Annotated in this window: 18 protein-coding genes; 15 read left to right on the top strand and 3 right to left on the bottom strand. The window is 60.1% G+C overall.

Annotation, left to right across the window (positions count from 1 at the left end; genetic code table 11):
- On the bottom strand, positions 1-1,116 hold the full coding sequence (locus ACFVTJ_RS11710) for an acetyl-CoA C-acyltransferase (RefSeq protein ID WP_386908033.1): 1,116 nt from the start codon (positions 1,114-1,116) through the stop codon (positions 1-3).
- 232 nt (positions 1,117-1,348) lie between these two features.
- Here ACFVTJ_RS11710 and ACFVTJ_RS11705 point away from each other — a divergent pair, with 232 nt between their 5' ends.
- From ACFVTJ_RS11705 to panB, 8 genes are all read left to right on the top strand, one after another.
- Positions 1,349-1,822 (top strand): Lrp/AsnC family transcriptional regulator, encoded by a 474-nt coding sequence (locus tag ACFVTJ_RS11705; RefSeq protein WP_003524741.1) that lies wholly within the window; start codon positions 1,349-1,351, stop codon positions 1,820-1,822.
- Between the two features lie 75 nt (positions 1,823-1,897).
- On the top strand, positions 1,898-3,070 hold the full coding sequence (locus ACFVTJ_RS11700) for an isovaleryl-CoA dehydrogenase (RefSeq protein ID WP_386907479.1): 1,173 nt from the start codon (positions 1,898-1,900) through the stop codon (positions 3,068-3,070).
- Between the two features lie 9 nt (positions 3,071-3,079).
- Entirely contained in the window at positions 3,080-4,681 is a 1,602-nt protein-coding gene (locus ACFVTJ_RS11695) for a carboxyl transferase domain-containing protein (RefSeq protein WP_386907477.1), read from the top strand.
- A 7-nt stretch (positions 4,682-4,688) separates the two neighbouring features.
- Positions 4,689-6,683 (top strand): acetyl/propionyl/methylcrotonyl-CoA carboxylase subunit alpha, encoded by a 1,995-nt coding sequence (locus ACFVTJ_RS11690; protein WP_386907475.1) that lies wholly within the window; start codon positions 4,689-4,691, stop codon positions 6,681-6,683.
- A 1-nt stretch (position 6,684) separates the two neighbouring features.
- Positions 6,685-7,611 (top strand): hydroxymethylglutaryl-CoA lyase, encoded by a 927-nt coding sequence (locus tag ACFVTJ_RS11685; RefSeq protein WP_386907473.1) that lies wholly within the window; start codon positions 6,685-6,687, stop codon positions 7,609-7,611.
- Positions 7,601-8,377 carry an enoyl-CoA hydratase-related protein gene (locus ACFVTJ_RS11680; RefSeq protein WP_386907471.1) on the top strand — a complete coding sequence of 259 codons (777 nt, stop codon included), beginning with the start codon at positions 7,601-7,603 and terminating at the stop codon, positions 8,375-8,377. The genes ACFVTJ_RS11685 and ACFVTJ_RS11680 overlap by 11 nt, the downstream gene beginning before the upstream one ends.
- Positions 8,378-8,516: 139 nt before the next feature.
- The gene (gene panC / locus ACFVTJ_RS11675) at positions 8,517-9,395 is read left to right on the top strand and encodes a pantoate--beta-alanine ligase (RefSeq protein WP_386907469.1); all 879 of its coding nucleotides are present in this window, start codon (positions 8,517-8,519) and stop codon (positions 9,393-9,395) included.
- Positions 9,392-10,231 (top strand): 3-methyl-2-oxobutanoate hydroxymethyltransferase, encoded by an 840-nt coding sequence (gene panB, locus ACFVTJ_RS11670; protein WP_386907467.1) that lies wholly within the window; start codon positions 9,392-9,394, stop codon positions 10,229-10,231. Before panC ends, panB begins: the two co-directional genes overlap by 4 nt.
- A gap of 194 nt (positions 10,232-10,425) precedes the next feature.
- Here panB and rhaI read toward each other — a convergent pair whose 3' ends face one another.
- Both rhaI and ACFVTJ_RS11660 read right to left on the bottom strand, forming a co-directional pair.
- A complete protein-coding gene (gene rhaI / locus ACFVTJ_RS11665; RefSeq protein ID WP_386907465.1) occupies positions 10,426-11,718 on the bottom strand; it encodes an L-rhamnose catabolism isomerase in 1,293 nt (430 codons plus the stop codon).
- A gap of 51 nt (positions 11,719-11,769) precedes the next feature.
- Positions 11,770-13,866, bottom strand: a complete 2,097-nt coding sequence (locus ACFVTJ_RS11660) for a bifunctional rhamnulose-1-phosphate aldolase/short-chain dehydrogenase (protein WP_386907463.1) — start codon at positions 13,864-13,866, stop codon at positions 11,770-11,772.
- Between the two features lie 200 nt (positions 13,867-14,066).
- Between ACFVTJ_RS11660 and ACFVTJ_RS11655 the strand changes: the two genes are divergently transcribed.
- The 7 genes from ACFVTJ_RS11655 (at position 14,067) to ACFVTJ_RS11625 (ending at position 21,437) form a co-directional block, all read left to right on the top strand.
- On the top strand, positions 14,067-14,891 hold the full coding sequence (locus ACFVTJ_RS11655) for a DeoR/GlpR family DNA-binding transcription regulator (protein ID WP_063949198.1): 825 nt from the start codon (positions 14,067-14,069) through the stop codon (positions 14,889-14,891).
- Positions 14,892-14,938: 47 nt separating this feature from the next.
- Positions 14,939-15,949 (top strand): rhamnose ABC transporter substrate-binding protein, encoded by a 1,011-nt coding sequence (gene rhaS, locus ACFVTJ_RS11650; protein WP_386907461.1) that lies wholly within the window; start codon positions 14,939-14,941, stop codon positions 15,947-15,949.
- 223 nt (positions 15,950-16,172) lie between these two features.
- The gene (locus ACFVTJ_RS11645) at positions 16,173-17,708 is read left to right on the top strand and encodes a sugar ABC transporter ATP-binding protein (protein ID WP_386907459.1); all 1,536 of its coding nucleotides are present in this window, start codon (positions 16,173-16,175) and stop codon (positions 17,706-17,708) included.
- 14 nt (positions 17,709-17,722) lie between these two features.
- On the top strand, positions 17,723-18,724 hold the full coding sequence (locus ACFVTJ_RS11640; RefSeq protein ID WP_269823499.1) for an ABC transporter permease: 1,002 nt from the start codon (positions 17,723-17,725) through the stop codon (positions 18,722-18,724).
- Entirely contained in the window at positions 18,721-19,731 is a 1,011-nt protein-coding gene (locus ACFVTJ_RS11635; RefSeq protein ID WP_386907457.1) for an ABC transporter permease, read from the top strand. The genes ACFVTJ_RS11640 and ACFVTJ_RS11635 overlap by 4 nt, the downstream gene beginning before the upstream one ends.
- 3 nt (positions 19,732-19,734) lie before the next feature.
- Complete coding sequence (gene rhaM / locus ACFVTJ_RS11630; protein WP_386907455.1) at positions 19,735-20,058, top strand: L-rhamnose mutarotase; 324 nt, start codon at positions 19,735-19,737, stop codon at positions 20,056-20,058.
- Positions 20,055-21,437: an FGGY-family carbohydrate kinase gene (locus ACFVTJ_RS11625; protein WP_386907453.1), complete on the top strand. Its 1,383-nt coding sequence runs from the start codon at positions 20,055-20,057 to the stop codon at positions 21,435-21,437. Before rhaM ends, ACFVTJ_RS11625 begins: the two co-directional genes overlap by 4 nt.
- Positions 21,438-21,486 lie beyond the last annotated feature (49 nt).

Raw genomic sequence — 21,486 nt, 5'->3', positions numbered from 1 at the left:
TTAAAGTCGCTCAATGCCGAGCGCAGTTGCTTCGCCGCCGCCGATGCAGACGGCGGCAACGCCGCGTTTCAGTCCGTGACGCTGCAAAGCGGCCAGCAACGTGACGACGATGCGTGCACCGGAAGCCCCGATGGGGTGGCCAAGCGCGCAAGCACCGCCATGCACATTCACCTTCTCATGCGGCAGATCGAGATCACGCATCGCCGCCATTGCCACGACCGCGAAGGCCTCGTTAATTTCGAAGAGATCGATATCCTTCGCCGCCCAGCCTGTTTTTTCGAACAGCTTTTTCATCGCGCCGATAGGAGCCGTTGGAAATTTCGCCGGCGCATCCGCATGGGCGGCCTGACCGATGATGGTCGCCAGCGGCGAAAGGCCCCTTCGTTCCGCTTCCGATCTGCGCATGAGAACGAGAGCGGCAGCGCCATCGGAAATCGAGCTGGAATTTGCCGCCGTCACCGTTCCGCCATCGCGAAAGGCGGGCTTGAGCTGCGGGATTTTCTCCGGCCTTGCTTTGCCCGGCTGCTCATCTACGGCGACATTGCCGACAGGCGCTATTTCCGCTTCGAAGGCTCCCTCCGCTATGGCGCGTCGCGCCCGCTCCAGCGAGGCAAGCGCATAGTCATCCTGCATGGCGCGGGTGAATTGATAGGTTTCAGCGCAATCTTCCGCGAAAGTGCCCATCAGCCGGCCCTTGTCATAGGCGTCCTCGAGACCGTCGAGAAACATATGGTCGATGACCTTGCCATGACCGAGACGATAACCATTTCGAGCGCGATCCAGCAGATAGGGCGCATTGCTCATGCTTTCCATGCCGCCCGCCAGCACGATGGAAGAGCTTCCCGCCGCGATCTGGTCATGGCCCAGCATGATCGCCTTCATGCCCGAGCCGCACATCTTGTTGATGGTCGTCGCGCCAACCGAGTTGGGAATGCCGGCGGCAATGGCTGCCTGTCTGGCAGGCGCCTGTCCCTGCCCAGCCGTGAGCACACAGCCCATCAGGACATCATCAATGTCAGAAACCGAAATAGCAGCCCGTTCGACGGCCGCACGGATCGCCGTCGCCCCAAGATCGGGCGCAGCCACCGATTTGAATTCGCCCTGGAACCCGCCCATAGCAGTACGGGCGGCCCCGACGATCACGACAGGGTCATGCACAGCCAAATTCACCTCCCTTTGCCCGCACTCCGCTTGAGAGAACGGCCAACAGCCACCATCTCCTCCAGACCGCGACTGAGGTGAACGCTATCACTATCTCGAATTCATTTCAAAGCTATTTTGATTGACAGTTTTTTGATTGGCGATATCTTTGATCCAATAATTAGTCATATGATAGAGCAAATGATCCATGATTGAGCTCGACAGTTTCGACCGCAAGATTCTGCATGTGCTCGGCGATGACGGGCGGGTAAGCTGGCGCGATCTGGCCGCCCGCATCGGTCTTTCCTTCACGCCAACGCTGCGCCGTGTACGCAAGCTGGAAGAGGAAGGCATCATTCGTGGCTATACCGCCGTGTTCGATGAGAACCGGCTGCTCGGCAATATGGGTGTCTTCATCTCCGTCACGCTGGAACGGCAGATCAAGGAAGCATTGACAACCTTCGAACACCACGTCGCCTCCATTCCCGAAGTTGTAGGCGGTTATCAGACCAGCGGCAGTTCCGATTATCTGATCCATGCCATGGTGCGGGATTTGCCACATTATCAGGAGCTTCTGGATTTCCTGACCACGGTTCCCGGCGTGTCGCGCATCCAGTCCAATTTCGCCATCAAGACATTCGTACGCCGTTCCGCCGCCTTCACCGGGGGTGACACGCCGTAATCAAGGGCTGCCGGCGCGGAGGAGGTGCCGGCTGCTTACAAAAGGGACGGTCTGCCGTCCGGAGGAGGAGACGCGATGAGTTTGAACCTCGCCGCCATTTTCGATGCCGATCTCGGCCCGGAAATCGCAGCATTGCGCGACAGCGCAAGTGCATTTGCAGATGATAAAATCGCTCCGCTGGCGGCGGAGATCGACAGGAACGACCGTTTTCCACGCAAGCTCTGGCCGGAAATGGGTGAGCTCGGTCTGCACGGCATCACGGTTTCGGAAGAATTCGGCGGTGCCGACATGGGCTATCTCGCCCATTGCGTGGCGATGGAAGAGATAAGCCGGGCTTCCGCTTCCATCGGCCTTTCCTACGGCGCTCATTCCAACCTCTGCATCAACCAGATTCACCGCTGGGGAACGGATGAGCAGAAGCACAGATATCTGCCGAGACTCGTTTCCGGTGAACATGTCGGTTCTCTCGCCATGAGCGAGACGGAAGCCGGTTCGGATGTCGTCTCGATGCGTCTGAAGGCGGAGCGCAGAGGCGACCGCTATGTGCTGAACGGCGCGAAAATGTGGATCACCAATGGCCACGAGGCCGATACGCTGGTGGTTTACGCCAAGACGGATATGTCCGCCGGCCCGCGCGGCATCACGGCCTTCCTGATCGAAAAGGGCTTCAAGGGGTTTCGCCCGGCCCAGAAACTCGACAAGCTCGGCATGCGCGGCTCACCCACATCAGAATTGGTGTTCGAGGATTGCGAGGTGCCGGAAGAAAACATTCTCGGCCGCCTCAATGACGGCGTGACGGTGCTGATGAGCGGGCTGGATTACGAGCGCGCCGTGCTGGCCGCCGGCCCTGTTGGCATCATGCAGGCGGCCATCGATCTGGTGCTGCCCTATGCCCGCGAGCGCAAGCAATTCGGCAAGCCGATCGGCGAATTCCAGCTGGTGCAGGGCAAGCTCGCCGACATTTATTCGGCCATGAATGCATCCCGCGCCTATGTCTATGCCGTGGCCCGGGCCTGCGACAATGGCCGCATCACGAGGCAGGATGCGGCAGGCGCAATCCTCTTTGCCGCCGAGCGGGCGACGCAAGTGGCGCTGGATGCGATCCAGCTTCTCGGCGGCTCCGGCTATGTCAATGAAAGCCCGGCCGGACGGTTGCTGCGCGACGCCAAGCTTTACGAGATCGGTGCGGGCACCAGCGAAATTCGTCGGATGCTGATCGGCCGCGAACTGGTCAAGGGCAACGGGTGAGGACACGCGATGAAACTTACATCCAGCCTGGACCGCGACCCCACCTTCGCTGCCAATGTCGATTTCATGTCGGGTCTGGTCGATGACCTGCGCCAACACGTCGAAAAAATCTCCAGAGGTGGCGGTGACAAGGCCCGCGAACGGCATCTCTCCCGCGGCAAATTGCTGGCGCGCGACCGGATCGAAACACTTCTCGATCCCGGCAGTCCATTCCTCGAATTTTCGCAATTTGCAGCTTACGAGGTGTATGACGAACCCGTTCCCGCCGCCGGCATCGTCACTGGCATCGGCCGGGTCTCGGGCCGCGAATGTGTGATCGTCGCCAATGATGCGACGGTAAAGGGCGGCACCTATTATCCGCTAACGGTGAAGAAACACCTGCGCGCGCAGGAAATCGCCACGGAGAACCGCCTGCCCTGCATTTACCTTGTGGATTCCGGCGGCGCGAACCTGCCCAATCAGGACGAGGCGTTTCCCGACCGCGATCATTTCGGCCGTATCTTCTACAATCAGGCCAATATGTCGGCGGAAGGCATCGCCCAGATCGCCGTGGTGATGGGTAGTTGTACGGCGGGCGGGGCCTATGTGCCTGCCATGAGCGACCAGTCCGTCATCGTCAAAAATCAGGGCACGATCTTCCTCGGCGGCCCGCCGCTGGTAAAGGCGGCGACCGGCGAAGTGGTGAGCGCGGAGGACCTGGGTGGTGCGGATGTGCATTCGCGGCAATCCGGCGTGACCGATCACTATGCCCACAACGACCGCCATGCGCTGGCGCTGACCCGGCGGATCGTTTCTACCCTCAACCGCCGCAAGCAGGTGGAGCTGGATATCCGCGAGCCGGCAGAGCCACTTTATCCCGCAGATGAGCTTTACGGCATCGTTCCAGCTGACACACGCAAACCCTTCGAGGTGCGTGAGATCATCGCCCGTCTGGTGGATGGTTCTGAATTTGATGAGTTCAAGGCGCTTTACGGTACGACGCTGGTCTGTGGTTTCGCCCATATCCATGGCTATCCTGTTGGCATCATCGCCAATAACGGTATCCTTTTTTCGGAATCGGCGCTGAAGGGCGCGCATTTCATCGAGCTCTGCTGCCAGCGTGGCATCCCCTTGGTTTTCCTGCAAAACATCACCGGCTTCATGGTCGGCAAGGCCTATGAGGCTGGTGGTATCGCCAAGGATGGCGCAAAGCTCGTCACCGCTGTTGCGTCAGCCAAAGTGCCGAAATTTACCGTCATCATCGGCGGCTCCTTCGGGGCCGGCAATTACGGCATGTGCGGGCGGGCCTATTCGCCGCGCTTCCTGTGGATGTGGCCGAATGCCCGCATTTCGGTGATGGGCGGCGAACAGGCGGCGTCCGTTCTGGCGCAAATCCGCCGCGACGGCATCGAGGCCGATGGCCGTCACTGGTCGAAGGAAGGCGAAGAGGCGTTCAAACAGCCGATCCGGGAAAAATACGAACGGGAAGGCCATCCCTATTATGCCAGTGCAAGGCTGTGGGACGATGGCATCATAGACCCGAAGGATACCCGCCTCGTGCTTGGACTTGGCCTCTCCGCCGCGCTCAACGCACCGATAGAGCCCACCCGTTTTGGCATATTCAGGATGTGAGGCGACGATGTTCTCTAAAATACTGATCGCCAACAGGGGCGAAATCGCCTGCCGCATCATCCGCACCGCCAACCGCATGGGTATCCGCACCGTCGCGGTCTATTCGGATGCCGACCGAAACGCCATGCATGTGGCGCTGGCCGATGAGGCCATCGCCATCGGCCCCGCACCGGCGCGCGCTTCTTATCTCGATGCGGAAAAAATCATCGCAGCGGCAAAAACAACCGGCGCGGAGGCGATCCATCCGGGTTACGGCTTTCTGTCCGAAAATGCCGATTTCGCCGAAGCCTGTGCCGCCGCAGACCTCATTTTCATCGGCCCACCGCCACAGGCAATCCGCGCCATGGGTGGAAAGAGCGAAGCGAAGGCACTGATGACCGAGGCGGGTGTTCCCGTCGTTCCCGGTTATCACGGCGATGAGCAGGCCGAAAAACGGCTGGCGGCCGAAGCAGACAAAATCGGTTATCCGGTGCTGCTCAAGGCCTCGGCCGGCGGCGGTGGCAAGGGCATGCGCGTCGTCAGGCAAAAGCGTGACTTCGCGGTGGAGCTTGCCGGCGCAAAACGCGAAGCGCTTGCCGCCTTCGGCAATGACCGCATGCTGATCGAAAAATACCTGGAACGACCGCGCCATGTGGAAGTGCAGGTCTTTGCCGATGGCCACGGCAATTGCGTCTCACTTTTTGAACGCGACTGCTCGATCCAGCGCCGGCACCAGAAGGTGATAGAGGAAGCCCCCGCCTCCGGGCTGTCCGACGCCTTGCGGCAACGCATGTATGATGCGGCAACCGCCGCCGCCCGCGCCATCGATTATCGAGGTGCGGGAACGGTGGAGTTCCTGCTCGATCCATCCGGCGACTTCTATTTCATGGAAATGAACACGCGGCTTCAGGTCGAGCATCCGGTGACGGAATATATTACCGGTCTCGATCTGGTTGAATGGCAAATCCGCGTCGCGAATGGAGAAGCGCTGCCGGAAGACTGGACCGGTCTGCGCATCAACGGCCACGCCATAGAGGCCCGGATTTATGCCGAAGACCCGGCGCATGATTTTCTGCCGTCGATTGGCATGATCAGCCATCTTGTCTTTCCCGACGAAGACCCGCATCTCAGGATCGACAGCGGCATCCGCACCGGCGACGCCATCACCGTGCATTACGATCCGATGATCGCCAAGCTGATCGTCTGGGATCATGACCGCTCCGCCGCCGTACGGCGTCTAAAAATGGCGCTTGAAGAGCTGGCGATCTGCGGTGTCATCAGCAACGTCGCCTTTCTGACACGGCTTGCGGGGCTCGATGCTTTCGCCGCCGCCGATCTGGATACCGGCTTCATCGCGCGCAACGACGCAGCCCTTTTTGCACCGGAGGCCGTGGGCGAAAAGGAGATCGTACTGGCTGCGCTCGGCCTCCTTCTCACCCGTAAAAACGAAAGCGCCAACCCGCAAGCAAAGACCGACCCCTATAGTCCCTGGAACACCACCAATGCCTTCAGGCTGAATGCGCCCGCGCGGGAAACGCTGCATTTCACTCTTCAGAACCAGCCAATCGACCTTGGTGTTACCTATGAAGCGGACGGCTTTTTACTGGAGACCAGCGGACAGACAATCCGCATCCGGGGCAACCTCTCAGACAGCGGCCGCTTTCGCGCGACCGTCAACGACAGGACATGGCAAGGCTATTTCTTTGCGGAGGGTGACAGCTACGCCCTTTTTCTGCGGGGCGAACACTATCGCATCAGTCAGCCGGATCCGGTCGACATTGCGGATTCTGCCGGCCATATCGGCGGTCTTGAGGCGCCCATGCCGGGCGTTGTCCGTGCCGTGCTCAGCCAGAGCGGCGCGGCCGTCGAGACCGGCGATGCGCTTGTCGTGATGGAGGCGATGAAGATGGAGCATACGATCCGCGCCCCGTCGAAAGGCACCGTCACTGCCATCAACTGCGCTGAAGGCGACATGGTCGTCGCCGGTGCGGTGCTGGTGGATTTCGAGCCGGAGGGTGTGTGAGATGGGCTGGCCTCGCAATGTGAAGATCGTTGAGGTGGGCGCGCGTGACGGTCTGCAGAACGAAAGCGCCGAGGTTTCCACTCCCATCAAGATCGAGCTTGTCGAGCGGCTCGCCGCAGCCGGCCTGCAATCGGTCGAAACGGGCGCCTTCGTATCTCCCCAAAAGGTGCCGCAAATGGCGGGTTCGAGGGAGGTGTTTCAAGGCCTCGAACGACGGCCGGGAACGGCCTATCCGGCGCTTGTTCCCAATATAAAAGGTTTCGAGGCGGCCATCGAGGCAGGTGTCGCGGAAATTGCCGTTTTCGTCTCCGCCTCGGAAGGTTTCAGCCAGCACAATATCGGCTGCTCGCGCGCCGACAGCCTTGAGCGCCTACGCGATGTCGCGGAGGCGGCCGCCAGCCGGAATATCCGCATGCGCGGTTACGTTTCCTGCATTGCCGGTTGTCCCTATGATGGGGCAGTTGCGCCCGATGAAGTGGCGGCGATGGCCGAGGCGCTTATGGCCCTCGGCTGCTATGAAATCTCGCTCGGCGATACGATCGGCGTCGGCACGGCTGGCCAGGTCCGCAAGGTCATTGAGCGTGTGGCGACCGGCATTTCGCGTGAAAAAATCGCCATGCATTTCCATAATACCTATGGGCAGGGCGTCGCCAATGTGCTCGCCTCGCTTCAGGAAGGCATCGTCGTTTTCGACAGTTCCGTTGCCGGGCTGGGCGGCTGCCCCTTTGCGCCGGGGGCGAGCGGTAATGTCGCGACGGAAGATGTCGTTTATCTGCTGCAAGGACTTGGTATTAAAACCGGTATCGACCTGATGGCGGTCGCGAAGACCGGTGAGTGGATCAGCCGGCATCTCGGCAGGCCGAACGCGGCCCGCGCCGGAAAAGCGCTGCTTGCCGCAAAACAGGAGGGTGACCTGCATGGCGGATGAATCGCTGCAGGAGACACACAAGGACGTTCTCTGGCTGACGCTCAACCGGCCCGCGGTTCACAACGCCCTCAATGCCGCGATGACGGATGCGCTGACCGCTGCGATCCGCGCGGCATCAGGCGACGGCAGCCTGCGAGCCGTGGTGATAACGGCAGCGGGAGACCGCAGTTTCTGCTCGGGAGCCGATCTGAAAGAAAGTGCCGGCGGCATGTTCCTTTCGCGCAATGGGACAAACCCGATTGCCGACCTGATGCGCGCCATAGAGAGCTGCAACAAGCCCGTCATTGCCCGCATCAATGGCCGGGTTCTGGCCGGCGGGCTCGGCCTTGTCGCCGCCTGCGATCTTGCCTATGCCGCGGATCATGCCGAATTCGGCCTGCCGGAAGTGCGGATCGGGCTTTTCCCCGCCATGGTGGCGGCAAAGCTGCTGGCGAAAATACCCCTTGGCGGGCTTCAGGAAATGGCCTATCTCGGTCAGCCGATAAGCGCTGCGGAGGCCACACGTCTCGGCCTCGTCAATCGCACCGCACCCCTGGCCGAACTCGATAGTTTGATCGAAGATGTTCTCACAAGGTTGCGGCAGAACGCGCCGGGTGCCATCGCGGCCGGAAAGGCAGCCTTGCTGGCAATGCGCGACATGCCTTCCGATAAGCGGCTTGCCTTTGCAGAAGACGCCATCGCAGCCGTTAGCGGCAGCGATGAAGCGCGCGAAGGGCGGCAGGCTTTTGCCGAAAAGCGCCCGCCAGCATGGGTCGGCAAATCCTGAACCGCAGCACTTCAAAGCGACGGCGCCTCTTCAGCTGTTAATCGATATAATGCTCGCGGCCGCGTTGACCCCGTTCAGCAAATCGCGTTCTATCCACCACCTTTCGCCGGATGGCGATCGGGCAGCCGGAGGAGACCCCATGCGCCTTGTAAAAACCGTCGCCGAATTGCGGGCTGCGATAGCCGCCTTTCGCCGCGAAGGCAAAACCATCGGCTTTGTTCCGACCATGGGTTTTCTGCATGTCGGCCATCTGACGCTGGTTGCCAGAGCCAAAGCGGAAAACGACGTGACGGTGGTTTCCATCTTCGTTAACCCGTTGCAGTTTGGCGCGAATGAAGATCTGGCGCGTTATCCACGCGATCTCGCGCGCGACAGCCAGCTATTGCAGGAGGCGGGTGTCGATATTCTGTTCGCTCCTGACGTTACGGAGATGTATCCGCGCCCGATGCAAACGGTGGTGGATGTGCCGGAACTGGGCAGCCAGCTGGAAGGTGCGGTGCGCCCGGGGCATTTCGCCGGCGTTACCACCGTCGTGACCAAGCTGTTTAATCTCGTCCAGCCGGACGCGGCCTATTTCGGTGAAAAGGACTATCAGCAGGTAACGCTGATCCGGCGCATGGTGGAAGACCTTGCCCAGCCGGTGCGGGTCGTTCCCGTCGCCACGGTGCGCGAGGCCGACGGGCTCGCCTGCTCGTCGCGCAATGTTTATCTGACGCCCGAGCAACGCGCTGCCGCCGTGATCGTGCCCCGCGCTCTGGATGAGGCCGAACGGCTTTATGTTGAAGGCCTTGATGACCCGGCAGCCGTTGAAGCGGCAATAGAAAAGTTCATCGCAGCCGAGCCCTTGGCTTCGCCGGAGGTTGTTGCAGTGCGCGATCCCGATACGCTGGCACCCGTTACCTCCCTGCAGGCAGGCCCCGTGCTGGTCGCGCTGTTCGTGCGCGTCGGCAGCACGCGGCTTCTCGACAACCGCGTCATCGGCCGCGATAAGACCGGGAAACAGGAGGCCGCCCAATGAGCGCGCATGCAAAACAAAAACGGCTGACGACGGTCTCCATCCGGCAGATGAAAGGCGAAGGGCGCATCGTCTGCCTCACTGCCTATACGACGCCGATTGCCCGGCTGCTCGACCCGCATTGCGATCTCTTGCTGGTCGGAGATTCGCTCGGCATGGTGCTTTACGGCATGGATACGACGGTGGGTGTGACGCTGGACATGATGATCGCCCATGGTCGCGCCGTCATGCGCGGCGTCGACCATGCCTGCGTCATCGTTGACCTTCCCTTCGGCACCTATCAGGAATCGAAAGAACAGGCCTTCCGCAACGCTGTCCGGCTGATGCAGGAGACCGGCTGCGACGGCGTGAAGCTGGAAGGCGGCGAGGAAATGGCAGAGACCATTGCCTTTCTGGTCGCGCGCGGCATTCCCGTCTTCGGCCATGTCGGGCTGATGCCGCAGCTCGTCCACACTGCCGGCGGCTTCCGCTCGCTCGGCCATTCGGATGCGGAAACGCAGAAAATCTGGCGCGACGCAATTGCCGTCGATCAGGCCGGCGCCTTCGCCATCGTCGTGGAAGGTACCGTAGAACCGCTTGCCCGCGAGTTGACGGAGAAACTTGCCGCCCCAACCGTCGGCATCGGCGCATCGCCGGCCTGTGACGGACAGGTGCTGGTTTCCGACGACATGCTTGGCCTGTTTTCCGATTTCAAACCGAAATTCGTCAAGCGCTTCGCTGATCTAAGCCCAATGGTTTCCGAAGCAGCGGCGGCCTATGCCGATGAAGTTCGCTCGGGGGCGTTTCCCGGGCCGGAGCATACGTTTCAGGTGCGCCGGCAATCGCCTTCAGGAAAGTAATAAAGGCGCGCAGCGAGTGGGCGAGTGCGTCACCAACACCTTCACCTTCGTCATGCTCGGGCTGTCCCGAGCATCTGCTGCCTATCGATTTTATGCGACGCTAGCAGATCCTCGGCACAAGGCCGAGGATGACGTCGAGATAGAGGCAAGGTGTGTAGTCAGCCTCAGCTTTCCCTGTTCTAGCGATACCGAACTTACACAATACCGCCGCTGCCGCCGACCGAAGCAGGCCGTTGCGCCGCCACCCGCTTGCGGTAGCCGCTCGCCCGATAGGCCGCAATCGGATCGATCGCGCCGCCTGCCAATTGCCGGGCCTGCGCAAGGATCGGCTCGACATCGGTGCGGTAGGCCCGCTTCAACGTATCTGAAGCCATCAACGCGTCATTCTCCTGCTGATAGCCATCGAGAGCCACGCGATCCACCAGCAGTGCCTGCGCATAGGCACGGCGGATTTCATTGGCGCTGGAGATCAGGCTTTCGATCGGGTCCGTCACATTATGCGACTGGTCGATCATATGGGCGGGATGGAAACCCTTCACGCCGCGATGTTCGGCGTCCACCAGTTCGTTAAAGACGAGGAACAGGCGGTAGGGCTCGATCGAGCCGGCATCGAGATCATCATCGCCATATTTGCTGTCGTTGAAATGGAACCCGCCGAGTTTGCCGAACTGGATAAGCCGGGCGACGATCATCTCGATATTGGTGTTCGGCGCATGGTGGCCGAGATCGACGAGGCAGAAGGCCTTTTCGCCCAGCGTATTGGCGATGAGATAATTGGTGCCCCAGTCCTGTACCACAGTGGAATAGAAGGCCGGCTCATACATCTTGTGTTCGGAAAAGATGCGCCAGTCATCCGGCAGCGCCTTGTAGATATCGGCCATGGCCGCGAGATAACGTTCGAAACTTCTCGTGAAATTGCTCTGGCCGGGGAAGTTGGAGCCATCGCCCACCCACACCGTCAGTGCCTTGGAGCCGATGGCGTCACCGATTTCGATACATTCGATGTTGTGTTCCACGGCCTGCCGACGCGTGGCGGCGTCCGTGTGGCTGAGGGAGCCGTATTTGTAGGAATGGCTTTGGCCGGGCGCATCCGAAAACGTGTTGGAGTTCATGGCGTCGAAGCCGAGACCCAGCGCATCGGCATGGGCCTTCAGCTGCTTCGGGTCTTCCTTGTCCCACGGAATATGCAGGGAGACATTGGGTGTAGCGCGCGTCAGCTGGTTGATGACGGCGCAATCATCGAGCTTGTCGAAAATGCCGCGCGGCTCACCCGTGCCGGGAAAACGGGCAAAGCGCGTGCCGCCCGTGCCGACGCCCCAGGACGGCACGGCGACGAAAAATTCCGCCACCTTGGCCGTAACGGCATCGATGTCGATGTTGCGGCGCGCTAGCTGGTTGCCCAGCGCCTGATAGTCGTCTTTCTGTGCGCCGGCGCGCTTTTCGTTTTCAGCCGCGATCACATCAGCGGCGATTTTCGTCTCGGTCATTTTTTCCTCCCCGGTCAACGCGGCGTTACCGCCAGCCGTTACCGCCCCCAATTATCGCGTAAAACTCTGCGCATTACCGGCATCGACATTGATGATGTTGCCGGTGGACTTGGCGGAAGCGTCGGACGCCAGGAAGTAGATCGCCTCGGCAATATCTTCCGGAAAGACGTTAAGCTTCAGCATCGAGCGCTTGCGGTAATGTTCCTCCAGATCGGTCACCTCGATCTTGGATGAAGCAGCACGCTGCTCCCGCCACTCGCCGTTCCAGATTTTAGAACCACGCAGCACGGCATCGGGATTGACGGTGTTGACGCGAATGCCCGCTTCCGCCCCTTCAAGCGCCAGGCAACGGGCGAGATGAATCTCAGCGGCCTTCGCCGTGCAATAGGCCGACGCATTGGGTGAAGAGGCAAGGCCATTCTTGGAGGCGACGAACACGACGTTGCCGCCGAGATTCTGACGCCGCAGCAGCCGGAATGCTTCTCGCGACACAAGGAAATAACCCGTGGCGAGAATGTCGATATTCTTGTTCCACATGGCAAGCGTCGTATCCTCCACCGGGGCGGAAGAAGCGATGCCGGCATTGGAAACGAGGATATCCACGCCGCCGAATTCCACGCTCGCTTCCGCAAAGGCGGAAATCACCGCGTCCTCCTGCGTCACATCAAGCTTGACGGTACGCACCGCGTCGGCGCTGTAACGCTTGACGAAATCGCCCCTGGCGGCCTCCAGCGCGGTCTCGTCAATATCGGCCAGAACCACGCAGGCACCCTCGCCCGCAAGCCGTTCCGCCGTTGCCCGGCCGATGCCGCCGGCACCGCCGGTGACGAAAGCCACGCGGCCGGCAAGACTTTTCGGCTTCGGCATGCGCTGTAGCTTTGCTTCCTCCAGCAGCCAATATTCGATATCGAAGGCTTCCTGCTCCGGAAGACCCTGATACTCCGATACGGTGGAAGCACCGCGCATGACGTTAATGGCGTTGACATAAAACTCGCCGGCGATGCGAGCGGTCGCCTTATCTTTCGCGAAAGACAACATGCCGACGCCGGGGATGAGGAAAATCACCGGGTTCGGATCGCGCATCTTCGGTGAATTATCGTGGCGGCAGGCCTCATAGTAGCGCGTATAATCCGCGCGGTAAGCCTCCAGCGCCGCGTCGAGAGCGGCCGTGAGCGCGTCGACATCCGGTTTCGCCGTATCGAGATCAAGGATCAGCGGGCGGATTTTCGTGCGCAAGAAATGGTCCGGGCAGGATGTGCCGAGGTTCCCGAGCGGCTTCAGATCCTTAGAATTGACGAATTCAAGAACCGCATCCTGATCGTCAAAATGGCCAAGCTTGCGTTCCTCGCGGCCGATGCGGCCACGGATTTCCGGCATCAGCCGGGCGGCAATGGCGCGGCGTTCGGCCACCGGCAGGCTCTTGGCAACGGCACCGCCGAAGGTCACCTTGCCTTCAGTCTTTCCCGCAAACCATTCGATCGCCTTGTTGATGATGGCGAGCGTCAGTTCGTAGCAAGCCTTTGCGTCGTTATCCCAGGTGAAGAGGCCGTGACTTTCCAGCACCACGCCCTTCGCCCTGGGATTGGCTTTGACGAAAGCTTCGAGATCAAGACCGAGTTGGAAACCGGGACGACGCCAAGGCAGCCAGCCGATTTCATCGCCAAAGATCTGCTGCGTCAGTTCTTTCGAATTCTTAGAGGCGGCAATCGCAATGATCGCATCCGGATGCATATGATCGACATGATCATAGGGCACGAAACCATGCAGCGGCGTATCGATCGAGGCGGCGCGGGGATTGAGGTTGAAGGTGCAGTGCGGCAGGAAGCCGACCATGCGGTCTTCGTCTTCAACGCCCTTATAAATGCCTTTCAGCGCTTCCAGCTTGTCGAGATAAAGTGTCGCGAAACCATCGAGCTTGATGGTGCCGACATCGCCGCCGGAGCCTTTGACCCACATGACACGGACCTTTTCGCCGGTCAGCGGATCAGCCTCAAGAACCTTCGCAGACGTATTGCCGCCACCATAATTGGTGATGCGCTTGTCGGCCCCTAAGAGATTGGAGCGATAAAGCAGCTTGCCGGGCTCATCGAGCGTCTTCGCATAGGCGTCGTCCCAACGGCTTTCGAGAAGGCGGGATGTTCCCGTCATGTCTTCCTCCCAATATCTGTCTGCATTCGCGGAGCCGATACCGGCCCGCCTCCTTTGATCGCAGGTATCGCGCATCCAAAAGCACAATGTCAATCAAAAACGATCATAATTTTTCATGCTGCAGCGCGATATTGATTAATTTGATCGTTGTTGATTGACAACGTAAAGAGATTGCGAATAATCACGGTCAGGAGGACCCCATGCACGAACGCGAACGCCATCGCATCATCTTGAGCGCCACACAGGAAAAAGCTGTCGTGACGGTGCAGGATATTGCCGAACTGACGGATGCGTCGGAAGCCACGATCCGCCGGGATATCGCGTCTCTGCATGTTCAGGGCAAATTGCGGCGCGTGCGCGGCGGAGCGGAAGCGGTACATCCGCCGCAGCTGGGCAACCTGGCAGCCCGGCCATTCCGCGTCTCCGAATCGGTCAATATCGACAAGAAACGCGCAATTGCGCGCAAGGCGGTCGATCTCTGCAATGATGGCGACGCGATCATCCTGAATGGCGGCACCACGACATTCCAGATGGTGCATTACATGGCGGCCCGCCGCCTGCAGGTGATGACCAATTCTTTCGCCATTGCCGAGCATCTGGTCAAACATTCCAAATGCAGTGTCAGCGTGCCAGGCGGTGCGATCTATCGCGATCAGAGCCTTATCCTGTCGCCTTTCGAGAATGATGCGATCCGCAATTTTTATGCGCGGCGGATATTTCTCGGTGCGCAGGGCGTGGGAGCGCTCGGCATCATGGAATCCGATGCGCTGGTGATCCAGAGCGAGCAAAAGCTGATGCGGCAGGCGGAAGAGCTGATCGTGATGGTCGATTCCTCGAAATTCAGAAAACGGTCCAGCCTGATTTTATGCCCGCTCGAAAACGTCACGACCATCATCACCGATGACGGGATTTCGGACGAGGCGGCAAGGATGGTGGAAAATGCCGGCGTCGAATTGCTGATTGCCGGTGCCGTGGGAAAAACATCCGGCCCGCCGGATGAGGAGAATTCTTCTTCGGTCGCATGAGGAGCGCGGGGGAGAAAAACAAGGTTCAAAACGGGAGGAAAAGGGACATGAAACTTACACGCAGAACATTGACCAGCGTCTTGGCACTCAGCGCGGCTCTTTCTGTCGCAGGACTGGGCGGCGTTGCCCAGGCCGCCGACGTCAAGATCGCGCTCGTCGTCAAATCACTCGGTAACGGCTTTTTCGAAGCCGCCAACAAGGGCGCACAGGAGGCGGCAAAGGACCTCGGCGGCGTCGAGATCATCTATACCGGCCCGACCACCACCACGGCGGAAGGTCAGATCGAAGTCATCAATTCGCTGATCGCGCAGGGCGTTGACGCCATCGCGATTTCCGCAAACGACCCCGACGCCGTTGTTCCGGCACTGAAAAAGGCGGCACAACGCGGGATCAAGGTGATTTCTTGGGATTCTGGCGTCGCTCCCGAAGGCCGCATTCTCCAGCTCAACCCCTCGTCCAACGCGCTGATTGGCAAGATGTGCCTGCAGCTGGCTGCGGCACATCTCGAAGGCGGCAAGGGCGATTTCGCCATTCTCTCTGCTACCACCACCTCCACGAACCAGAATGTCTGGATCGGCGAGATGAAAAAGCAGCTGAAGGATTTCCCCGGTCTCAACCTCGTCACCACGGTTTACGGTGACGACCTTGCCGACAAGAGCTATCGCGAAGCGCAGGGCCTGCTCTCCTCGCAGCCGAATGTGAAAGTTATCGTCGCACCGACGACGGTTGGCGTTCTCGCCGCGTCGCAGGCCGTGAAGGATGCCGGCAAGATCGGTCAGGTGTTCGTCACAGGCCTTGGCCTGCCATCGGAAATGGCGGGCGCCATCAAGTCCGGTGCGACAAAGGAATTCGCCATCTGGAACCCGATCGACCTCGGTTATTCCGCCACCCAGATCGCCTATCGCCTGGTGAAGGGCGAAACCGATGGCAAGCCCGGGTCGGAAATCGAAGCTGGCCGCATGGGCAAGATCAAGGTTGGCGAAAACAGCGAAGCGGCGATGGCTGATCCGTTTATTTATGACGCGAAGAATATCGACCAGTTTTCGAAGATTTTTTGATCTTGATAACATCCGGCGGTGCGGAGGTTACCCCCCTCTGCCCTGCCGGGCATCTCCCCCACAAGGGGGGAGATCGATATGCGGCGGCCTCTCGGCCATCTCTAACGTTGCGAGTGAGCGAGCGTTTTCTTCTGGCCGATCTCCCTCCTTGTGGGGGAGATGCCCGGCAGGGCAGAGGGGGGTGGCCCCGATCACTTCACTCAAAACCGACCGGTAAGACGGAATGATGCGTGCTGAAACCCAAACCATCAACATGACAGAGGCCCCCAGCCCCACACCCATTCTGGAAATGCGCGGCATCAGCCAGATATTCCCCGGCGTAAAAGCGCTTGATAGCGTCAATATCGCGCTATACCCCGGCAAGGTTACCGCCCTGATCGGTGAGAACGGCGCGGGCAAATCCACGCTCGTCAAGATCCTCACCGGCATCTATCGCCCGAACGAAGGCGGAATCCTGCTGGATGGCGAGACTGTCCACTTCCATAGCGCACAGGACGCAATCGATGCCGGCGTGACCGCCATTCATCAGGAAACCGTGCTGTTCGACGAGCTTTCGGTCGGCGAAAACATCTTCCTCGGCCATGCGCCAAAAGGTCGTTTCGGCCTGATCGACTGGAAGACCATCAACGACCGCGCCCGCGTTCTGCTGGAACAACTCGAAAGCACCATAGATCCGTCCATCCGGCTGAAAGACCTGTCGATTGCCCAACGCCATCTGGTCGCGATCGCCAGAGCGCTGTCCGTCGAGGCGCGCATCGTCATCATGGACGAACCGACCGCCGCTCTTTCGCGCAAGGAAATCGACGATCTCTTCCGCATCGTCGAAAACCTCAAGCGGCAGGGCAAGGCGATCCTCTTCATCAGCCACAAGTTCGATGAAGTCTATGAAATCGCCGAAAATTACGCCGTGTTCCGTGACGGGAAGATGGTCGGCGCAGGCAATCTCGCTACTACACCGCAGGACGAGATCGTGCGGCTGATGGTCGGCCGCGATGTGACGAATGCCTTCCCAAAACAGGCCGTCACGCTCGGCCCGACGGTTCTGTCGGTCCGAGACTATTCGCACCAGACGGAATTCCGCGATATTTCGCTCGATCTGCGCAAGGGCGAAATTCTCGGCCTTTATGGGCTGATCGGCGCCGGGCGCTCTGAACTCTGCCAGTCGCTGTTCGGCATCACCCGTGCGGCTTCGGGAGAGGTAATGCTGAACGGCCAGCCGCTCACCATCCGCTCGCCGGAAGATGCAATCCGCGCCGGTATTGTCTATGTGCCGGAAGAGCGGGGCCGCCACGGGTTGGCGCTCGATATGCCGATCTATCAGAACATGTCGCTGCCTTCCCTCACCCGCACCTCGCGCAAGGGGTTTCTGGCCGCGGCCAATGAATTCGCGCTGGCGCGCAAATATGCCGCGCGGCTCGACCTGCGCGCGGCCGCCCTTTCGGTGCCTGTTGGCACGCTTTCGGGCGGCAATCAACAGAAGGTGGTGATCGGCAAGTGGCTCGCCACCCAGCCGAAGGTCATCATTCTTGATGAACCGACCAAGGGCATCGATATCGGCTCCAAGGCCGCCGTGCATGGCTTCATCAGCGAGCTTGCCGCCGAAGGCCTGTCCATCATCATGATTTCATCCGAACTTCCCGAAATCCTCGGCATGTCCGACCGCGCGATCGTGATGCGCGAAGGACTGATGGCGGGCCAGTTCGAACGTGCCGATTTTTCTCCGGAAAAGCTGGTGCGCGCCGCCACCGGCAATGCCTGAGAGGGGCCACGAACATGCAACGTCTACTCAAAAATCGCGAATGGCTGCTGGCGGGCATCATCATCGTCATGATAGCGGGCTTTGCCCTACGCGCGCCCGGCTTCGGCCGGCCCGGCAATCTCGTCAATATATTCAATGATACGTCCATCCTCATCATTCTGGCGCTTGGGCAGATGGCGGTCATTCTCACCAAATCCATCGATCTTTCGGTTGCCGCCAACCTCGCCTTCACCGGCATGGCGGTGGCGATGACCAATGCCGCTTTTCCGGGCATTCCGCTGCCGCTTCTCATCGTCATGGCGGTCGGTATCGGCGCGTTTCTGGGTTCCATCAACGGCATACTCGTCTGGTGGCTCGGCATTCCGCCCATTGTCGTGACGCTCGGCACGCTCACCATCTACCGCGGCATGGCCTTCGTGCTTTCGGGTGGGGGCTGGGTGAATGCGCATCAGTTTTCGCCAACTTTCCTCAATGTGCCGCGCACGATGATCCTCGGCATGCCGGTTCTGTCCTGGGTCGCCATTCTCATCATCGCCGGGGCCTGGCTGGTGCTCACCCGAAGCTCCTTCGGTCGCTCCGCTTACGCCTCCGGCGGCAATCCGGGTGCTGCTGTCTATGCCGGCATCGATGTCGGCCGGACGCGTTTCTTCGCCTTCGTGCTGTCGGGCGCGCTCGCCGGTCTCGCCAGCTATCTCTGGGTGTCGCGTTACGCCGTCGCCTATGTGGATATCGCCGCCGGTTTCGAACTGGATAGCGTGGCGGCCAATGTGATCGGCGGCATCTCGATTGCCGGCGGTATCGGTTCGGTGGCCGGAGCGGTGCTTGGCGCGCTGTTCCTCGGCGTCATCAAGAATGCGCTGCCCGTCATCGGCATCTCACCCTTCGCGCAAATGGCGATTTCGGGCGTGGTCATTGTGCTCGCCGTTGTCTTTAACGCCCGCGCTGAAGCCAGAAAAGGCCGCATCATCCTGCGCGACCGGGCCGCAGCAGACCATGGGAAGGAAGCATCCGCATGAGCACGAATTCCCAATCGTCACAGGCACCGCGCGTCATTCCCGATAAACTCGGCACGCCGCTCAGCCGTATCATGGCCAGTTGGGAAGTGTTGCTTCTTGGCGTTGCGATCCTGATCTTCATCGCCAATTCGCTCGCCTCGCCCTATTTCCTCAATGCCTGGAATCTTTCCGATGCCACCTTCAACTTCACCGAAAAGGCGATCATTGCCTTTGCCATGGCGCTTCTGATCATCGCCGGTGAAATCGACCTGTCAGTCGCCGCCATCATCGCGCTCGCCTCCACTGCCATGGGAGCGGCGGTGCAGATGGGTGTCGGCACGCCCGGCCTCGTCGCCATCGGCATCGGCACCGGGCTTTTCTGCGGCGCCTTCAACGGCTTTCTGGTCGCGGGGCTGAAACTGCCCTCCATCGTCGTCACCATCGGCACCATGAGCCTGTTTCGCGGCATTTCCTATATGGTGCTGGGGGATCAGGCCTATGGCAAATATCCGGCGGATTTCGCCTATTTCGGTCAAGGCTACGTGTTCTGGGTGATCTCATTCGAATTTGTGCTATTCGTCATCATGGCCGTCCTCTTCGCCATTTTGCTGCACGCAACCAATTTCGGCCGGCAGGTCTATGTCATCGGCACCAACCCCTTCGCCGCCCGCTTTTCCGGCATTCCCGTCGAGCGCGTGAAGTTCATCCTCTTTCTGCTCACCGGCCTGATGAGCGGCATTGCCGCCGTCTGCCTGACCTCGCGGCTCGGCTCCACGCGCCCGTCAATCGCTCAAGGCTGGGAGCTTGAAGTGGTAACGATGGTGGTGCTGGGTGGCGTTTCCATTCTCGGCGGTTCCGGCACGATTGCGGGCGTCGTCATCGCCGCCTTCGTCATGGGCCTTGTCACTTTCGGGCTGGGGCTTTTGAACGTGCCCGGCATCGTCATGTCGATCTTCGTTGGCCTGCTGCTCATCGTTACCATCGCCATCCCCATCGTCGTCCGTCGCCTTCGAGCCATGAAAGGCTGAGCCATGCCGGAACTCGAAAAACACGCTTTCAAGATGGAACTCTTCGCCGGCAAGGAGGCCGAATACAAAAAGCGCCACGACGAAATATGGCCTGAGCTGGTGGCGCTGCTGCACGAGGCGGGTGTCAGCGACTACTCCATCCATCTCGACCCGGAAACCAACATTCTCTTCGGCGTGCTGACGCGGCCGAAGACCCACGGCATGGCGGCTTTGCCCGACCATCCCGTGATGAAGAAATGGTGGGCGCATATGGCTGATATCATGGAGAGCAATCCCGATAACTCACCCGTTGTGAAAGACCTGGTGACGGTGTTCCATCAGCCATGAGCGACAGCATCAGACGGAGCCGGGTCGCGGTCATCGATATCGGCAAGACCAATGCCAAAGTAGTCGTCATCGACACCGGCAGCGGCGAGGAAATTGCCGGCGAGAAGCGGACGAACCCCGTTCTCCGCGATGGCCCCTACCCACATTACGATGTGGAGATGCTCTGGCACTTCATTCTTGCCGCTCTTCAGCGGTTTAGCCGCGAGCCGGGTTTCGACGCGATTTCCATCACCACCCATGGCGCTTCAGCAGCACTTCTCGATGGAAACGGCGACCTCGCCATGCCGGTGCTTGATTACGAGCACGCTTACCCAGAACCCGTTCAGGAGGCCTATCGCGAGATCAGGCCCGATTTCGCAGAGACCGGCTCGCCGCAGCTTCCTGCAGGACTGAACCTCGGTGCACAAATCCATTTCCAGAAAACCGCCTTTCCGGACGAGTTTGCCAGGGTGCGCGACATCGTCACTTACCCGCAATATTGGGCAGGGCGGCTGACCGGCGTTCAGGCAACCGAAACGACCTCGCTTGGTTGCCACACGGACCTATGGAACCCGCGCGTGAAGAGCTTTTCCTCGCTGGTCGAGCGTCTCGGTATCGAGCATCTGATGGCGCCTGTCCGCTCCGCTTTCGATGTGCTGGGAACCATCCGCCCATCGCTGGCACAGGAAACCGGGCTGTCTGCGAATATGCCGGTCTATTGCGGCATCCATGATTCCAATGCCTCGCTACTGCCGCACCTTCTTCGCCGCAACGGAGATTTTTCCGTCGTTTCCACAGGCACCTGGGTGGTGAATTTCGCCATTGGCGGCAAGGCGGATGCGCTGGATCCCAACCGCGATACGCTTCTGAATGTCGATGCCCTCGGGCGACCGGTTCCTTCCTCCCGCTTCATGGGCGGCAGGGAATATGAGATGCTGGCGCAGCAATTCGGACCAGCCACAATCCACGAAATTGAAGCCGCGTTCGGCGCGGTTATCGAAAAAGGAATGATGCTGCTGCCGAGCGTGGTCAGCGGCTCCGGCCCCTTTCCGGAAAAGGCGGCACGCTGGATCGCCGATGGCGATGCAACAGCGGCGGAGCGACATGCCACTGCTTCGCTCTATCTTGCCCTGATGACAGAATTCTGCCTTTCGCTCGTTGAACGAAGAGGACCGGTTGTCGTTGAAGGCCCCTTTGCCGGAAACACGCTCTATTTGAAGGCACTCGCCACTTTTGCAGCAACCGACGTCATTGCCATGGAAGGCTCGACGGGGACCAGTGCGGGTGCTGCACTCCTCACCGGGATCAAGCCGGTTGCCGGGCGAGAGCGTCATTTCATTGCGGGAGATATCCCCGAGCTGACTTCCTATCGCACCGCCTGGCGGGGTCATTTGACCTAGCCCAAATAAAAATGCGGCCGAGTAACCGGCCGCATTCCCGTTCTGCAGA

It is taken from the genome of Agrobacterium sp. NPDC058088, assembly GCF_042885035.1.
Taxonomy (GTDB): Bacteria; Pseudomonadota; Alphaproteobacteria; order Rhizobiales; family Rhizobiaceae; genus Agrobacterium.
This window is presented reverse-complemented; position numbering and strand designations above follow the sequence as displayed.

Excerpts from the sequence above, each read along its gene's own strand:
- ACFVTJ_RS11710 (WP_386908033.1), bottom strand. The coding sequence starts at position 1,116 with ATGGGCGGGTTCCAGGGCGAATTCAAATCGGTGGCTGCGCCCGATCTT.
- ACFVTJ_RS11705 (WP_003524741.1), top strand. The coding sequence starts at position 1,349 with ATGATTGAGCTCGACAGTTTCGACCGCAAGATTCTGCATGTGCTCGGC.
- ACFVTJ_RS11700 (WP_386907479.1), top strand. The coding sequence starts at position 1,898 with ATGAGTTTGAACCTCGCCGCCATTTTCGATGCCGATCTCGGCCCGGAA.
- ACFVTJ_RS11695 (WP_386907477.1), top strand. The coding sequence starts at position 3,080 with ATGAAACTTACATCCAGCCTGGACCGCGACCCCACCTTCGCTGCCAAT.
- ACFVTJ_RS11690 (WP_386907475.1), top strand. The coding sequence starts at position 4,689 with ATGTTCTCTAAAATACTGATCGCCAACAGGGGCGAAATCGCCTGCCGC.
- ACFVTJ_RS11685 (WP_386907473.1), top strand. The coding sequence starts at position 6,685 with ATGGGCTGGCCTCGCAATGTGAAGATCGTTGAGGTGGGCGCGCGTGAC.
- ACFVTJ_RS11680 (WP_386907471.1), top strand. The coding sequence starts at position 7,601 with ATGGCGGATGAATCGCTGCAGGAGACACACAAGGACGTTCTCTGGCTG.
- panC (WP_386907469.1), top strand. The coding sequence starts at position 8,517 with ATGCGCCTTGTAAAAACCGTCGCCGAATTGCGGGCTGCGATAGCCGCC.
- panB (WP_386907467.1), top strand. The coding sequence starts at position 9,392 with ATGAGCGCGCATGCAAAACAAAAACGGCTGACGACGGTCTCCATCCGG.
- rhaI (WP_386907465.1), bottom strand. The coding sequence starts at position 11,718 with ATGACCGAGACGAAAATCGCCGCTGATGTGATCGCGGCTGAAAACGAA.
- ACFVTJ_RS11660 (WP_386907463.1), bottom strand. The coding sequence starts at position 13,866 with ATGACGGGAACATCCCGCCTTCTCGAAAGCCGTTGGGACGACGCCTAT.
- ACFVTJ_RS11655 (WP_063949198.1), top strand. The coding sequence starts at position 14,067 with ATGCACGAACGCGAACGCCATCGCATCATCTTGAGCGCCACACAGGAA.
- rhaS (WP_386907461.1), top strand. The coding sequence starts at position 14,939 with ATGAAACTTACACGCAGAACATTGACCAGCGTCTTGGCACTCAGCGCG.
- ACFVTJ_RS11645 (WP_386907459.1), top strand. The coding sequence starts at position 16,173 with ATGATGCGTGCTGAAACCCAAACCATCAACATGACAGAGGCCCCCAGC.
- ACFVTJ_RS11640 (WP_269823499.1), top strand. The coding sequence starts at position 17,723 with ATGCAACGTCTACTCAAAAATCGCGAATGGCTGCTGGCGGGCATCATC.
- ACFVTJ_RS11635 (WP_386907457.1), top strand. The coding sequence starts at position 18,721 with ATGAGCACGAATTCCCAATCGTCACAGGCACCGCGCGTCATTCCCGAT.
- rhaM (WP_386907455.1), top strand. The coding sequence starts at position 19,735 with ATGCCGGAACTCGAAAAACACGCTTTCAAGATGGAACTCTTCGCCGGC.
- ACFVTJ_RS11625 (WP_386907453.1), top strand. The coding sequence starts at position 20,055 with ATGAGCGACAGCATCAGACGGAGCCGGGTCGCGGTCATCGATATCGGC.